13 protein-coding genes are annotated in these 14130 nt (G+C 46.9%); 4 read left to right on the forward strand and 9 right to left on the reverse strand.

Going from position 1 to position 14130, the window contains the following annotated elements; genetic code table 11:
- Positions 1-10 precede the first annotated feature (10 nt).
- Complete coding sequence (gene budA, locus ACP26N_RS12150) at positions 11-724, forward strand: acetolactate decarboxylase (RefSeq protein WP_188004606.1); 714 nt, start codon at positions 11-13, stop codon at positions 722-724.
- Positions 725-810: 86 nt separating this feature from the next.
- Here the strand turns inward: budA and ACP26N_RS12155 are convergent, their stop codons facing one another.
- The 6 genes from ACP26N_RS12155 to pepV form a co-directional block, all read right to left on the reverse strand.
- Entirely contained in the window at positions 811-1614 is an 804-nt protein-coding gene (locus tag ACP26N_RS12155; RefSeq protein ID WP_131502102.1) for a phosphotransferase family protein, read from the reverse strand.
- 51 nt (positions 1615-1665) lie between these two features.
- Positions 1666-3840 carry a type I pullulanase gene (pulA, locus tag ACP26N_RS12160; protein WP_426353927.1) on the reverse strand — a complete coding sequence of 725 codons (2175 nt, stop codon included), beginning with the start codon at positions 3838-3840 and terminating at the stop codon, positions 1666-1668.
- 24 nt (positions 3841-3864) lie between these two features.
- Positions 3865-4731, reverse strand: coding sequence for a hypothetical protein (locus ACP26N_RS12165; protein ID WP_131502104.1), 867 nt, complete (start codon positions 4729-4731; stop codon positions 3865-3867).
- A gap of 13 nt (positions 4732-4744) precedes the next feature.
- Positions 4745-5257, reverse strand: a complete 513-nt coding sequence (gene thpR / locus ACP26N_RS12170; RefSeq protein ID WP_131502105.1) for an RNA 2',3'-cyclic phosphodiesterase — start codon at positions 5255-5257, stop codon at positions 4745-4747.
- A gap of 5 nt (positions 5258-5262) precedes the next feature.
- Complete coding sequence (locus ACP26N_RS12175) at positions 5263-6408, reverse strand: MFS transporter (protein ID WP_188004609.1); 1146 nt, start codon at positions 6406-6408, stop codon at positions 5263-5265.
- 91 nt (positions 6409-6499) lie between these two features.
- Complete coding sequence (gene pepV / locus ACP26N_RS12180; protein WP_426353930.1) at positions 6500-7897, reverse strand: dipeptidase PepV; 1398 nt, start codon at positions 7895-7897, stop codon at positions 6500-6502.
- A 306-nt stretch (positions 7898-8203) separates the two neighbouring features.
- Between pepV and ACP26N_RS12185 the strand changes: the two genes are divergently transcribed.
- Together ACP26N_RS12185 and ACP26N_RS12190 are read left to right on the forward strand one after the other, a co-directional pair.
- Positions 8204-8422, forward strand: a complete 219-nt coding sequence (locus tag ACP26N_RS12185; protein WP_012371138.1) for a DeoR family transcriptional regulator — start codon at positions 8204-8206, stop codon at positions 8420-8422.
- A gap of 110 nt (positions 8423-8532) precedes the next feature.
- Positions 8533-9165, forward strand: coding sequence for an SDR family oxidoreductase (locus ACP26N_RS12190; RefSeq protein WP_131502108.1), 633 nt, complete (start codon positions 8533-8535; stop codon positions 9163-9165).
- A gap of 77 nt (positions 9166-9242) precedes the next feature.
- Here ACP26N_RS12190 and ACP26N_RS12195 read toward each other — a convergent pair whose 3' ends face one another.
- Positions 9243-9962: a pseudouridine synthase gene (locus ACP26N_RS12195; protein ID WP_131502109.1), complete on the reverse strand. Its 720-nt coding sequence runs from the start codon at positions 9960-9962 to the stop codon at positions 9243-9245.
- The gene (locus ACP26N_RS12200; protein ID WP_131972371.1) at positions 9949-11613 is read right to left on the reverse strand and encodes a putative polysaccharide biosynthesis protein; all 1665 of its coding nucleotides are present in this window, start codon (positions 11611-11613) and stop codon (positions 9949-9951) included. The genes ACP26N_RS12195 and ACP26N_RS12200 overlap by 14 nt, the downstream gene beginning before the upstream one ends.
- 184 nt (positions 11614-11797) lie before the next feature.
- Between ACP26N_RS12200 and ACP26N_RS12205 the strand changes: the two genes are divergently transcribed.
- The gene (locus tag ACP26N_RS12205) at positions 11798-13057 is read left to right on the forward strand and encodes an NAD(P)/FAD-dependent oxidoreductase (RefSeq protein ID WP_131972370.1); all 1260 of its coding nucleotides are present in this window, start codon (positions 11798-11800) and stop codon (positions 13055-13057) included.
- Positions 13058-13090: 33 nt separating this feature from the next.
- On the opposite strand, the gene ACP26N_RS12210 is transcribed toward ACP26N_RS12205, so the two are convergent.
- The gene (locus ACP26N_RS12210) at positions 13091-14071 is read right to left on the reverse strand and encodes a hypothetical protein (RefSeq protein ID WP_131502112.1); all 981 of its coding nucleotides are present in this window, start codon (positions 14069-14071) and stop codon (positions 13091-13093) included.
- Positions 14072-14130: the final 59 nt, after the last annotated feature.

Here is a 14130-nt window from a genome sequence, read left to right on the forward strand (position 1 = left end):
GATGGAAGCGATGCAACACGAGGATACGTTACTTCAGATTTCGACAATGATGGCTTTACTCGACGGCGTGTTCGAAAGTGAGACACGCTACGAGTCGATTCTTCCCGGACATGATTTCGGGATCGGAACATTTGATCATCTCGACGGGGAAATGATCGGTTTTGATGGTTTCTTTTATCAATTACGGTCGGACGGCAGTGCCCGTCCACTCGATCCGGAGACGACGACGCCGTTCTGTTCTCTGACACGATTTGTTCCGGAACAGTCGTTGTCCGTGAAGCAAACGATGACGAAAGCTGATTTCGAACACTGGTTAAGTGAGCAGCTGAGTACAGTCAACAGCTTTTACGCGGTACGGATTGAAGGACGATTTTCCGAGGTCAAGACACGGACCGTCGCCCGACAGGAAAAACCCTTCCGTCCGATTACTGAAGCCGTCGCGACACAAAGTGCCCGGACATTCGAACAAATTGACGGGACGCTGGCCGGTTACTTCACACCCCGGTTCGGTCATGGAATCGCAGTCGCAGGTTATCATCTTCATTTCATCGACCAGGAACGAAGCGGTGGAGGTCATGTTTTCGACTATACGGTACAGGACGTGACGGTCACGTTTGAAGAAAAACCAAGGCTGGATTTACGTTTGCCGACGACAGAAGCTTATCGTCAAGCGGATCTCGAAAGTCACGATATCGAAAAAGAAATACAAATTGCTGAAGGCTAAAAAAATGTGCGGACACAGAATCATTCTGTGTCCGCACATTTTTTTAGCCTTTAAAGCTCGTTATATCGAAAGTACCCAGCGCTGATTTAATCTTCCTGCTCCATCTCAAGCAGTTGGGCCAAGAAAAGATAACTCTCTGCTGCATCCGGATGCACGGTATCTTCATACCAATAAATTGAGAGTACCGCCTGAGCCACGACATACCAATACATCCGCTGCTTCAGATCTGCCGTCAACGGATGTCCGTAATTCGCAAACCATTCCGGCCAACACTCTTCGTCGACATAACTGTATAACATCATTCCAAGATCATAAGCACGATCCGCAATGATGGCATCATCCCAATCATTAAGATACAGATGTCCATCTGTTCCGACCAACCAGTTATTATGATTCAAATCCGAGTGACAAACGACTTGCTCGTCCGTTCTAACAAAAGGTAATTGTTCTGACAGATAGTCGATTGCCTGTTCAATCAATTCCGGTTGTTCCAGTTCAGCAGGTTGAAAATACAGCCGGCATTGCCGTAAAAGTTCATCCGGTTCGATCGGACGCTGATCCAGTTGTTGTAACATGAACAGCAATTCCTTCGAGTCATGAATTTTTCCGAGCAACCTTGCGACTTCCGGCCGTTCCATCATTTCCGGTTCCAGTTCTTGCCCCTCAATGAATTGTTGGGCACTGATGACATCTCCGCTATAAATCCGCTTCGTCCAAAGCAGCTTCGGTACGATTCCATCCGCTGATAAAATCGCCAAAAATGGCGAGGAGTTTCGTTTTAAAAAGAGTTTTGACTGCCCTGTCGAGGCAATATATGCTTCTCCCGTGATTCCGCCTGCTGGCGTAAGGGTCCAGCCTTCGCCAAGCGCATCTAAAATATCTAATTCCATTATAATCCGCTCAACTTTTTAGTAGATTTGCCTTAAGGCACAATGATTATCTTAACATGTGGCGATCGTTGTTGACAACGGAAGGACCGTGATCTGCGAAACACCCTTTTCAAGTGGCGTAACGGATGCTTCGTTGCCGTGGACATGTACATTCCATCTCGGATGATCGAGCACAATTTCAATTTTTTCAAACGTCACATTATGAACGACAAGCGTCCGTTGCCAGGCATCATATGAATGAACGGCCCCTACTTCGTAGGCGATGACACCCGGATGCATCGGCAAAAAATGCATCAATTCTTGCACCTGGTTGGCTCGGTGTAATCGGAATCCTCCGTGCATTCGACGGATTTGTAAGATATTTTTTAAATAATCGACCATATGCGCATGGCGATCGCGTAACGTCCAATCCATCCGATTGATCGTATCAGGTGCATTGTAACTGTTCTCGACCCCTTGTTTTGTCCGTCCGAACTCCTGTCCGGCGTGAATAAACGGAATACCGGCCGCTAAGAAAATAATCGTCTGAGCCAGTCGACTCATTTGTAACCGTGTCACTTCATCCAAATCCGGTCGGGCGAGCGCTAACTTATCATACAAGGTATGGTTGTCATGTGCTTCGACATAATTGATCGAATACGTCGGCTCAGGAAAACGCCCGGTCGTTTGACCGTCCAATGTGATACTCCCGGCCATCCCGTTTCGCACTTCCCCTTCCCACCAACCATTACCCGATACAAAACCACAATCCGTTTCATTGAACGTCGAGCCTTTTAACGCATCCCGGAAAACATCGTTAAAATGACCAATCCGAGGCATTTGCGAAGCAACTGAACTGATGGCTTTTTGACGTTGCGGTAAAGGTGTCGCCAAGTCCCAACCTTCTCCATAAACAAGAATGGTCGGATCGATATGATCCAATGCTGCCCGGACATGGTTCATCGTCTCAACATCATGAATCCCCATCAGGTCAAAGCGAAAAGCATCCACCTGAAAAATGTCCGCAAAATACGTCAGGCAATCAACAATCATCCGTCTCATCATAAACCGTTCCGATGCCGTATCATTCCCGACACCTGTTCCGTTGGCAAGTGTCCCGTCCACTTCGTAACGGAAATAGTAACCCGGTACCAGATGTTCGAGTGCGGATTGCTCCCGAATATAGACATGATTCATGACAACATCAAACGTCACCCGAATTCCTGCCGCGTGCAACTGTTCGATCATCTCGACATATTCAAGAATCCGGATTTTCGGATCAGTCGGGTTACTGGCATAACATCCGGTCAGTGAAAACCATTGAACAGGATCATATCCCCAGTTATAAGGAAGACGACTGACTTCCTCTGTCGTCGTAAACAGGTGAACCGGTAACAATTGAAGATGGGTCACCCCCAACTCAAGTAAATAATCAATGCCTGTCGAACGTCCTTCCGGTGAAACGGTTCCTGTTTCCGTCATCCCTATGTATTGTCCGGGATGATGCGAGCCGGAAGACGAATCAATCGTAAAATCCCGGATATGCGCTTCATAAATGATGGCATCTGTCGGTTTGATCAACAGCGGTCGTTTTTGTCGATGCGGAAACTGCCGGTTAATTTCTTGCTCGACATCAAGCAAAACAGCAAACTGTCCATTTACGCTGACTGCCTTTGCATAAGGATCGACGACTTCATGTGTTCCCTGATACGTCGTGACCCGGTAACGGTAACGGCTGTTTTCCCATGTTCGGGGAACTACTAAACGATACGCCCCACGTTCTTGCCGTTCGAAGTCCCGGCTCTCGATTTCGACACCGGCTTGATCGTAGCGAATACACTCCAACCTCTCTGCCAGCGGTGACCAGACGTATAAAGAAATCATTTCCGTGTCATAGACGGCACCTAAAGGTCCTTCATAACTGTATTTGCGGTCGAATCCCGCCGTTTGGACAATCCGGTTCGGCAATACACGGACTCGTTCCTGATCGGGTAAGATGATTTCATAACACCGTTCTACTTCAACCGCCCGGTCGAGCAGCAGTGTCAATTTGATTGTTCCGTCCGTATCTTCTCGACGTTCAATGAAATAGTTCATCGGCTGACCATCACAGACGAGCAAAAACTCACCTTGTTCAACCGGTGTCGTCGTCTCCATTAGAATGGTTTGAAATGTCACGAACTCAACTGAACACAATCCGACTTGCTGCGTTTCCGATTCATTATTTACCATCTGTTTACGCGACAATCAAACATCTTGCCGCTTCCCTCCCTATTTTTGAATCCGCCCGTTTTCTTGACTGTTCAGCGCCATTTGAAAGGTCACCGAAACCGTTTCTTTTAAGATCTGTTCGCATACCCGCATTTGAGAAGCTTTTGTATGCACAGCCGACAAATTCATTTTCCGTAGCCAATCCGTGAAGTCCACCTTACTGACATATGTCGTCGTTGTCTCTTTCGGAATTTGATCGAAGTAACCTTGCGATGCAATGACAACACGTTCGATTGGTAATATGAATTCGGAACCTAGAATCAATCGCAGAATATCCTCCGTCCGCTTTAAGCTGATTAATGGATTGACGATATTTTTTGGCGGGGCTTTAAAGGGTTGTTCCCGCCACAGTTTATTTCGCTTGATATGATAGATACTTTCTTCCCCGTCTAACCAGTCCAGTATATAGATGGCAGAAGGTCCTACGACAAACGGACTGAGTTCAACCTCTCCTTGCTGGTATTGAATGACGGCACGATAAAACATGCCGAATTGATCGTTCAAGAGATGCAACATTTGATAAAAGTCAAGATGGCGTCTTAAAGGCAAGCGCCAGATGTCTTCTTCCGTCGCTCCGCCTGCCACGTAAATTAATTTTTGGACTTCTACTCGCTTTTTATACCATTTATCAAACGCCGGCTTTGAGATTTGTTTTCCCGGCACCTGAAACCTCTCTGGTTTTTTAAAAGGCTGCCACCATTTTTTCGGCCGAATGATCGTCTCACCCGGAAACAGTTCACCCGACTCCCATTTTTTAAGGACATTCGCATAATCCACCAGCTGTTGTTCTTTGAAACGCTTCGAAGCTTCCAACGGATTTCGTTCATATCGGCTTTCTAAATCATAAAGTTTCATCAATAATGCCAATCATATCACCTCGTTATTTCTTCCCAAATGGAAATCGTGTGTCTGCCTGATACCGCGGCTGATCGTCGGGGCAAATCTGATACAGAACGATTTCATTGACATTCAAGCTGCCGCCAGGTGTTTGTTCGGGTGGATGGAGCGCCACTTCTTGATTCCACTTCTTCGCAAGAGTAATGTGCGGAACAAACGGTTTAGCCGGATCCGGATCAATCCGTCGGGCAAGCTGAAACAGTTTTTCCTCATATGCCGGTCCGACGGCAAAGACACGAGGCCTCTCGGCTGATCCAAACCGTTCAAGGTGATCTAATTTCAAGGTAAAAGCAAAAGTGAGCTGAGCAATTTCCGTCAGTTGACGTCGCCAATTTCTCAACTCGTCCTCTGTTAACGTTCCTAAAAAACGTAGCGTCAGATGATACTCGCCTGATTCGTACACCGTTTTGTAATAGCGGCCAAGCGCTAGAGGAGCCGCGAATCGCGTCAACATCTCGTCAGCAACCGGGATAGCGATGAAGTAGTGTTTTTGCATACGGATCACTCCTTGATTTTTGAGCTGACCAGATACAAACAAGCACCTAACAAGCTACTACCTGTATATACCCAAAATACGGCATAGATGGTCCATTGATCAAAAACAATCCCACTCATTAAATTAAACAATGCCGTCGCAAGACCGGTCGTCGTCGCCATATATGTACTGACTGCCGTCGCCACTGTCGAAGGTGGAACGAGCGAGCGAACATACTCAAGTGCGACCGGAATCAACAGACCGATGATGAATCCTTGTAATGCTGCCAATATCCAGAGTGTAAAAATCGGCGGCTCAAGCGCCAGTATCCCTGTCCGTACCGCGGATAAAACAGAGATGAACACCAGTACAGGAATCGGTCCAAACCGCATCATGACACGCGTCGCAACCCGCATGAACGGTATTTCGCATAAGACAGCGACAAAAAACAGTGTTCCGACGAGTGCTGTTGATTCCCCACGAATCGTCACATAACTTCCAAAGTAATAGTTATTCGCAAAAATTGGTCCGAATACTAAACTTCCACCTGCTAAAAACAGTAAAAAACGTTTGTTTGAAAATAACGATTTCAGCGGAATATGTTCACGCTCGACGGTCGAAACCGGCGTTTCTTCAATTCCGATCAACACAAGAAATCCAAGAACAAGCGCAGCTCCGCTAGCATAAAAAATCGCACCGAGTGATCCTTGTTCCGTTACCTGTCCAAGGATAAAGACAGCCAGTGCAAAACCGGCGGAACCAAATAAGCGTAATGCTCCGTAGTCGACTGATTTTCTTTTTGAAAATTCGATGGCCAACGTATCGACAAGCGGAATATGTGCACACTGGAACAATGCCCAAAGTGAAGAAATTAATAACAGGAATAAGTAGACAGACGTCAATAAATAACTGAGCGTTAAGAGCCCCGCAGCGAGTAAAGCCACTAACAACAGACGTTTCGGTCGTCCGAAGCGGTCTGCCGCCATGCCCCAAACCGGTTGTAAAACAATTGATAACACTGGACCTACTGCAACAATCGTTCCGATTTCGGATGCCGATAATTGAAAGGCATCATTGGAAAAATAGAGTGCCAAGTATGGAATAAGTGCACCTTGCCCAAAGAAGATGAAAAAATAAAGGGCTTGAAAATGATATTTTTGACGATGGATCACAACTGAGTCTCCTTCAAGAATCAATCCCCCTATCACAACGGATTTGGGGGATTCATTTCCTTATACTATTTTTTTTAAGATGCACTGATGCTTATTTCGCCAATTCGTAAATCGCCTCTGCATAGATGGCAACGGCTAATAAGAGTTCTTCAAAATCAACATACTCATCCACCTGGTGCGCGACTTCCGGTCCACCAGGAAAAACAGGTCCAAATGCGACACCTGCTGTCAATGAACGGGCATAGGTTCCGCCGCCGATCGCAATTAAGTCGGCCTTTTGATTCGTTTGCCGTTCGTAAACCGCACTGAGCGTCCGGATCAGTTCATGGTTCGGATCGACGTGATGCGGTGGCATATGCGTCCGTGTTTGAAGTTCGAATCCGTATGCAATCGCGGCTTCTTTAATCAATTGCAACCGTTCTGTGAAATCGGCACTGTAAGGGTAACGGATATTGATTGAAGCTGTCCCTTGTCCGTTTTCGTAACGGAACACTCCACCGTTGATCGTCAGGTCGCCTGTTTCATCAGATGCCGCCACTCCGAGTGCAACACCGCGTGAGTCGCGGAACATGTGCACGATCATTTCAAGATAACGGCGGCCGCTGTAATCCAAGTGGAGCGTATGCAAGAAACGCGCCAGATGAAGGGCGGCATTTTTCCCGTTGTCCGGTTCCATCGCATGGGCGGCGACGCCAATCACATCAAAGATGAGGCCTTCTGCCGTCTCCTTGATTGTCCCTGTCACACCTTGCTTTTCTAAATACTGGTGGAAATCTTCTTCAACCGTTCCCCGCTCAGCGACATGTACCGTCGCTGTCGCGTGACCCGGTACCATATTCGGACGTTCTCCGCCTTCGAAGCGAATCAGTTGGTAGCCTGTATCTGCGGCTTTAACCGGTTTACCTTGAGTCAACAGACCGTCGTACAATCCTTTTTCTGCATTGATGATTGGAAAATCGGCATCCGGTGCAAATCCAAGCGTCGGCATTTCTTCATGCTTGAAGTAATGATTCACACACCGCCATTCACTTTCTTCGTCCCCGCCGGCAATCAGACGAATTCGTTTTGAAAGCGGAAGTCCCAACTCTTTAACGATTTTTAAGGCATAATATGCTGCCATCGTCGGTCCTTTGTCATCAATCGCACCCCGCGCAATCAATTTTCCGTCAGCCAATGTCGGATTAAATGGGCCGTACGTCCAGTTATCCCCGCCCGCTGGGACGACGTCCAAGTGGCAAAGAATACCGAGCAATTCATCTCCTTGACCATATTCAAGGTGACCGGCATACCCATCAACGTTTTTCGTGATGAATCCATCGCGGTCCCCGAGCGCGAGCATCCAATCGAGCGCACGTTTGACTTCGGTTCCGAATGGAGCTCCTTCCTGAATCGTTGTTTCATCGAGAATACTAGGTATGCGTAACAATTCCTTTAAATCAACTAAAAGATCTTCGCGTCGTGCCATGACTTCTTCTTTCCAATTGACCATATGACTTCTCTCCCTTATCCGCTGATTCGTTCACCTTTAAGTATAGCGAAAATTTGACAATTACGAACATCCAAAATACCAAATCTTTTGTTATTACGTTTTTAACGAACATTGAAAGATAAAAAACACCTTTCATTCGCTATTGGGTGTTGAAAGTTTGTGTTATTTTTGCAAACGTTCGGTTAAATTACTTGCATTCTATACTAAAAGAGTTATACTAAAGGCGAAACAACTTAATTAATCATCGTCTTTTGTCACCCGAAGCTTTAGAACACTATTCTATCCATTGGGGGAGTGGTTATACCAATGAAAGATTCTACAGACCGTATGTTGACCCGGATTAAATCGATTTATCTCTATATCAATGAGAACGGAGCTACTACGACAGCAGACTTGGTTGAAGAGTTCGGCATTACTTCAAGGACCGTCCAGCGTGACTTGAATGTGCTTGAATACAACAACCTCATTGTAAGCCCAAGACGCGGTACTTGGACATCAAGTAAAAAACAACGACAAGCCGGCTGATTAAGATGTTTCATCAGACTATTTTCTGTTACGACGCGAATTCTTCGCGTCTTTTTTTTGTTATTTTTTTTTCAGGCAGGGTATATCTAGTTTGAGAAGGAGATGATGAGATGAATATTTTAATTATTGGAGCAAACGGAACAACCGGGCGGAAAATGGTTGAGCTGATCGGCAAGCAAGGTCAGCATCAAGCCATCGCTGTAGTCCGGGAAGAAAACCAGATCAATGACTTGATTGCACTTGGAGCATCTGAAGTCCGCCTTGGTGATTTAACGAAAGATGTCACGGACGTCGTCAAAGATGCCGATGTTGTCATTTTCGCTGCTGGTGCCGGTGGCGCTTCCGAAGAATTGACACGTGCCGTTGACCAGGATGGCGCAATCAAAGTCATCGATGCGGCTAAAGCAAGCGGAATTGAGCGTTTCTTGATGCTCAGTTCAGTTGGCGCTGATCACCCGCAAGGTGATTTGAAAGTTTATCTGGAATCTAAGGGTGCGGCGGACCGTCATTTAAAAGACAGTGGCCTCGATTATACGATTGTTCGGCCGGGTCCACTCAGTTACGATGAGCCGAGCGGCTCGATCGAGACACAAGAACATTTTGATTCATATGAGGGACGCGAAGTCTCACGAGATGATATTGCGGCTCTGTTCGTCACATTGATTGATCATCCGACTCAAACACGTCAGTTTGAAGTACTCAGTGGTCCCTTCCCGATTGCGGAAGCCCTTCGTAACCAGTAATCGACAAAGAGGCTGGGACATAACTCGGCTTTAAATAAAAAGACCCTCGAAACTTTTTTCGTTTCGAGGGTCTTTACTTATTCCGGTTTCCAGTCGAACAGGGCTAATTCACCACGTGTGAGTTCCCGGTATTCGCCTGCTTCGAGTGTCGAATCGAGCGGCAGTTGTCCAATCGACAAGCGTTTCAAATACGTCACTTCTTTTCCGAGAGCCAACATCATCCGTTTGACTTGATGGAACTTCCCTTCGGTAATCGTCAGCTCGAGTGTAGACGTTTCATCCGTCGCTTCCAGGATGACCAGCTTTCCCGGTTTTGTTTTATACCCGTCTTCAAGCGTGACCCCTTCTGCAACTTCTTCCACGTCCTCTTCCGTCAGCGTACCGATGACTTCCGCATAGTAGACTTTTTCAACGTGTTTCTTCGGTGACATCAACGCATGATTAAAGGATCCGTCATTTGTCAACAGCAACAATCCTTCCGTATCCTTGTCGAGTCGTCCGACCGGAAAGGGTTTAAAGTACGTCACATCTTCAAACAGTAAATCAATGACGGTTTGATCCCGCTTATCTTCAGTCGCACTGATTACGCCCGGCGGTTTGTTCATCATCAAGTAGATGAACTTTTGATACGTGACCGGTTCCCCGTATAAAAGTACGTGTTGCTGTTCGGTATCAACATGTTGCTTCGGATCATACACGATTTCTCCGTCAACTTGAATCGCACCGGATTTGAGTAATTGTTTTACTTCTTTCCGCGATCCGGCTCCCATGTTTGAGAGTAATTTATCTAGACGCATTTCCTCGTCCTCGTTTCATTGAAAATTTTCTTCCTAATACAGCTTCCGCTAATCCGCTCCAAATGGCAAGACCTGCAAAGACGACGATTCCAATTCCTGCTCCGACGATTAAAATGACGAGCGAACCGACCGTCGTAGCGGGTAACATGACCGATAATCCCCATTTCACCAGCGCGACGCTCGCACCCATGATGGCACTGATGATCATGATCAGTGACGTCCGGCGTAAGACCGTACTGAACGGAAACTGAACCGTTTGCGTAATCCGGAAGAACATCAATCCCGTCGCGACGACGTATCCGAGAATCGTTGCATATCCGGCACCCGTTCCGTCTCCTGTCCAGTGAATCAGGGGAGCATTCAACAGATATTTCGTCAGCAATCCTGCCAATGTCGCAACAATCGTGAAATACTGCCGGTTGATGCCTTGCAATACAGCGGCCGTGACGGAATACAGCGCAAGGAACAGCGCACTTGGTGCATAACTCAATAAATAGACCCAGGCAGCCTGATCTTTCGGGAATAAGACATGGAACGTCTCTTCACTCAGCAAAATCATACCGACGACCGCTGGAATTGTTACGAAAAAGGCCAGTTGATAAATTTGCGAGATTTGTTTCCGGACTTTCCGCATATCCCCTTGTGTAAACGAGGCCGTCAACAATGGTGTCGCGGATAAGGATAACCCCGTCGCGACCGAAACCGGAATCAGGACAATCTTATGACTATCTGCAATCAGATAGGCCGTTGCATTCCCCGCTGCTTCCAGCGTGTAACCAATACTTTGTAAAGCCGCATTCATCGTGTTTTGATCAATGACCTGATAAAGCGGTGTTGATAACCCGACCATGACGATTGGGATCGCATACGTCAACAATTCTTTGTACAGTCCTGCTAACGGACGATCCGGCGATATCGTCGTCTGACCATCGCGTAAGGCTTTTAAACCGGGTGCACGTTTTCGGAAATAATAAACGAGTACGACAACACTGCCGATTGCCCCGATGAAGGCACTGAACGTCGCAATCGTTGCTGCCCACGCTGCATCCGTGTCAAACAGATAAATCGCGATGCTGACACCGGCCAGTAAAAAGATGATTCGCACGATTTGCTCCAGGATCTGCGAAATCGCTGTCGGTCCCATCGATTGATACCCTTGAAAATAACCCCGTGTCATACTCATCGCCGGAATCAGAATCAAGGCAAAGCTGACACCACGGATCGTCATCGTGACAGCATCGACATATGAAGCCGAATCGACATCTCCTCCGGGTATTGCCCGGTGAGCCAAATACGGAGCCAGTAAAAATAAGGCCAGAAAGGAAACTACACCGGTGATGGACATGATTTTTAATCCGGATCGGTATAATCGTTCGCTTGTGTCGTATTCCCCCATCGCATTATACTTTGCGACGAACTTCGAAACGGCGACCGGAATACCGGCTGTTGCGAGACCAATCATGATGGCATAATAATTATAGGCATACGTGTAGAACATGATTCCCGTCGCTCCGACCATGAACTGAAACGGAAACAGATAAATCAGACCAAGGGCACGGGAAATGAGTGATGCACCGGATAACAACATCGTTCCACGAACGAATCCGGTATTACTGGATGAAGTTTCTTGCTTTTTGCTCACAGTCGACATGGATAACCTTCCTCGCACTTTCTATTTTTTCTTAACTCAATAAACGTCTCAATATACAAGTTCTCTCTTGCACAATTGCAAATCATTATACCGCTCAGCTTCCATAAAAGAAAGAGACGGTTTGTTTACAGTACAAACTTCTGCTAAAGTGAAACAAGCAGAATCCAACAAATGAGGTGACCACATGTATGATGTAATCGTAATCGGAGGCGGCCCAAGCGGTTTAATGGCAACTCTCGCCTCGTTACAAGCAGGCGCGAAGACGCTTTTGCTCGATAAAGGAAGTAAACTTGGACGAAAACTGGCGATTTCAGGGGGCGGTCGGTGTAACGTCACAAATCGCAAACCACTGGAAGAGTTGGTTCAATCGATTCCGGGAAACGGCCGTTTTCTCTATAGCGCCTTTTCGCAGTTCAATAACGAATCGATCATTGAACTGTTCGAAGGGTTTGGTGTCGCCCTAAAAGAAGAGGACAACGGACGGATGTTCCCTGTTTCCGATAAAGCGGCCGATGTCGTTCGTGTGTTGATTGATCAAATTCGTCAACACGGCGCCGAAATCCAAATCAATGCCGAAGTCGAAACCCTCGACTTTCATCCGGATGGTTCGTTTGCAGCCGTCTTGCTCGCTGACGGAACCCGCCTTGAAGCCAAAAGTTGTGTCGTCGCTGTCGGCGGACAATCGGTTCCCCACACCGGTTCAACCGGTGACGGCTATCCTTGGGCACGTAAAGCCGGCCATACGATCACGGAACTCTTTCCGACGGAAGTCCCGATTTTACTGAACGACACGTTCATTCAGGAAAAGACATTACAAGGTCTTTCCTTACGTGACGTTGCTCTGACCGTCCATGGCAAAAAAGACAAACCGATTAAAACGCATACCGGTGACCTCCTGTTCACGCATTTCGGTCTGAGTGGTCCGATTGCGTTACGGTGCAGTCAGTACACGATCAAAGAAAGAAAACGATCAGGTGAGCGAGTCGTCCATCTCTCGATCGATTTGTTCCCGGATGAATCAATCGGTGCGTTGACGGAACGATTCCAAGCCGCCCTTGCCGCTAATCCGAAAAAGACAGTCCGTAATGCGTTAAAAGGATTTGTTCCGGAACGGTTACTCGACCTGTTATTTGCTAAAATCGGTTTCGGTGATGAAGTGTGTACGCAAATTAAGAAGCAGGACTTCACCCAATTGTTAGCAACGCTCAAACGGTTCCCGCTTCAAGCAGTAGGAACACTCGACTTTGATAAGGCATTCGTCACCGGAGGTGGCGTTTCGATTAAGGAAATCCAGCCGAAAACGATGATGTCGAAAAAAGCAGACGGTCTCTTTTTCGCCGGCGAAATCCTCGACATTCACGGCTATACAGGCGGTTACAACATCACAGCCGCTTTCGTGACCGGACATTGTGCCGGAACGAATGCTGCCTTGACCGCATTATGACAAAAAGGCTAGTTCCTACACGGAGCTAGCCTTTTAGTCGATTGGCGTAAACGAACGGCTCGAGAATTTATCCGTTTGGATGAGTGCAAACAACTCATTGTCCTGAACAAATATTCCTTCTGCCCCGTACACTTTCGGACTCGCTGATTCCCCCGTGATTGTCACATCTTTCGTATCAATCGAATACAGGAATAACGCTTCCGAATCCAATGTATAAATCCGCCCTTGCCGCTCGGCCAGACCGATCGGACGGAAGTTTTCCGTGAAGGCTTTTTTCGCATCACTGCGCATGCCACTGGCCGTGTCGATCCGTTTTCGTGCCACGATCGTCAAATACGGTGGTTTTTGTTTTTTCTTCAAGGCACGCTTTTCCTTCGCAGTCGCCTCTTTATCAATCTTGATTTCATCTTGTTTCATCGCAAAATACGTCAGTTCACTTCGTGCTAACGAGCGAATGTGATTGATCGTATAAAATTGTTTTTTCTTGGCATCGTAACCGAGTCCGTGAAAGCTGTCACGGATTGTCGTACCTGCTACCCGCTCTCGTTTGTCTTCTTTCCAGACGCCCTCTTCCCGTTTGACTGTCACGAGAATTTGATTGGATGTCAATAAGGCGACGGTCTCGCCGTCAACGAGCGTCATTCCGTCAAGTCCCGATAACATCAACTTGCCTTCATCCTCGATTTGGAATGAAGCATTGATACGTTCTCCTGTCCCACTGATTTCAAAAAAGTGATAATCTTCCGTTACAACAAGATAAGAACCAATCGAATCATCATACAACATCTGTTGGACATTCTTGATCAACGGTTCTTCCGGATTTGGAATCGAGGACGGCGTTTTCGGTGGTACTTGTTTCACAGCTGCTTGGTGTTTGGATTGTGTCTCAATTTTTGCAAACGTCTCTTGAATTTGTGCTACGGTCTCAGGTCTCGAAAAGACGAGGGCCACACAAAGGATCAGACCGGAGACGACGGCAAAAATCGTTGTATAGACTATATAAGTTCGTTTCATTTACACAAATCGCCTTTCTGTCTCGGTTTCTGATTCAGTTTAGCAGAAGGCGCCCTAAA

The sequence above is a fragment of the Exiguobacterium sp. R-39 genome (assembly GCF_049942815.1).
Taxonomy (GTDB): Bacteria; Bacillota; Bacilli; order Exiguobacteriales; family Exiguobacteriaceae; genus Exiguobacterium_A.

Excerpts from the sequence above, each read along its gene's own strand:
- ACP26N_RS12205 (WP_131972370.1), top strand. The coding sequence starts at position 11,798 with ATGTATGATGTAATCGTAATCGGAGGCGGCCCAAGCGGTTTAATGGCA.
- ACP26N_RS12195 (WP_131502109.1), bottom strand. The coding sequence starts at position 9,962 with ATGCGTCTAGATAAATTACTCTCAAACATGGGAGCCGGATCGCGGAAA.
- ACP26N_RS12200 (WP_131972371.1), bottom strand. The coding sequence starts at position 11,613 with ATGTCGACTGTGAGCAAAAAGCAAGAAACTTCATCCAGTAATACCGGA.
- ACP26N_RS12190 (WP_131502108.1), top strand. The coding sequence starts at position 8,533 with ATGAATATTTTAATTATTGGAGCAAACGGAACAACCGGGCGGAAAATG.
- ACP26N_RS12155 (WP_131502102.1), bottom strand. The coding sequence starts at position 1,614 with ATGGAATTAGATATTTTAGATGCGCTTGGCGAAGGCTGGACCCTTACG.
- pepV (WP_426353930.1), bottom strand. The coding sequence starts at position 7,897 with ATGGTCAATTGGAAAGAAGAAGTCATGGCACGACGCGAAGATCTTTTA.
- thpR (WP_131502105.1), bottom strand. The coding sequence starts at position 5,257 with ATGCAAAAACACTACTTCATCGCTATCCCGGTTGCTGACGAGATGTTG.
- ACP26N_RS12210 (WP_131502112.1), bottom strand. The coding sequence starts at position 14,071 with ATGAAACGAACTTATATAGTCTATACAACGATTTTTGCCGTCGTCTCC.
- ACP26N_RS12185 (WP_012371138.1), top strand. The coding sequence starts at position 8,204 with ATGAAAGATTCTACAGACCGTATGTTGACCCGGATTAAATCGATTTAT.
- budA (WP_188004606.1), top strand. The coding sequence starts at position 11 with ATGCAACACGAGGATACGTTACTTCAGATTTCGACAATGATGGCTTTA.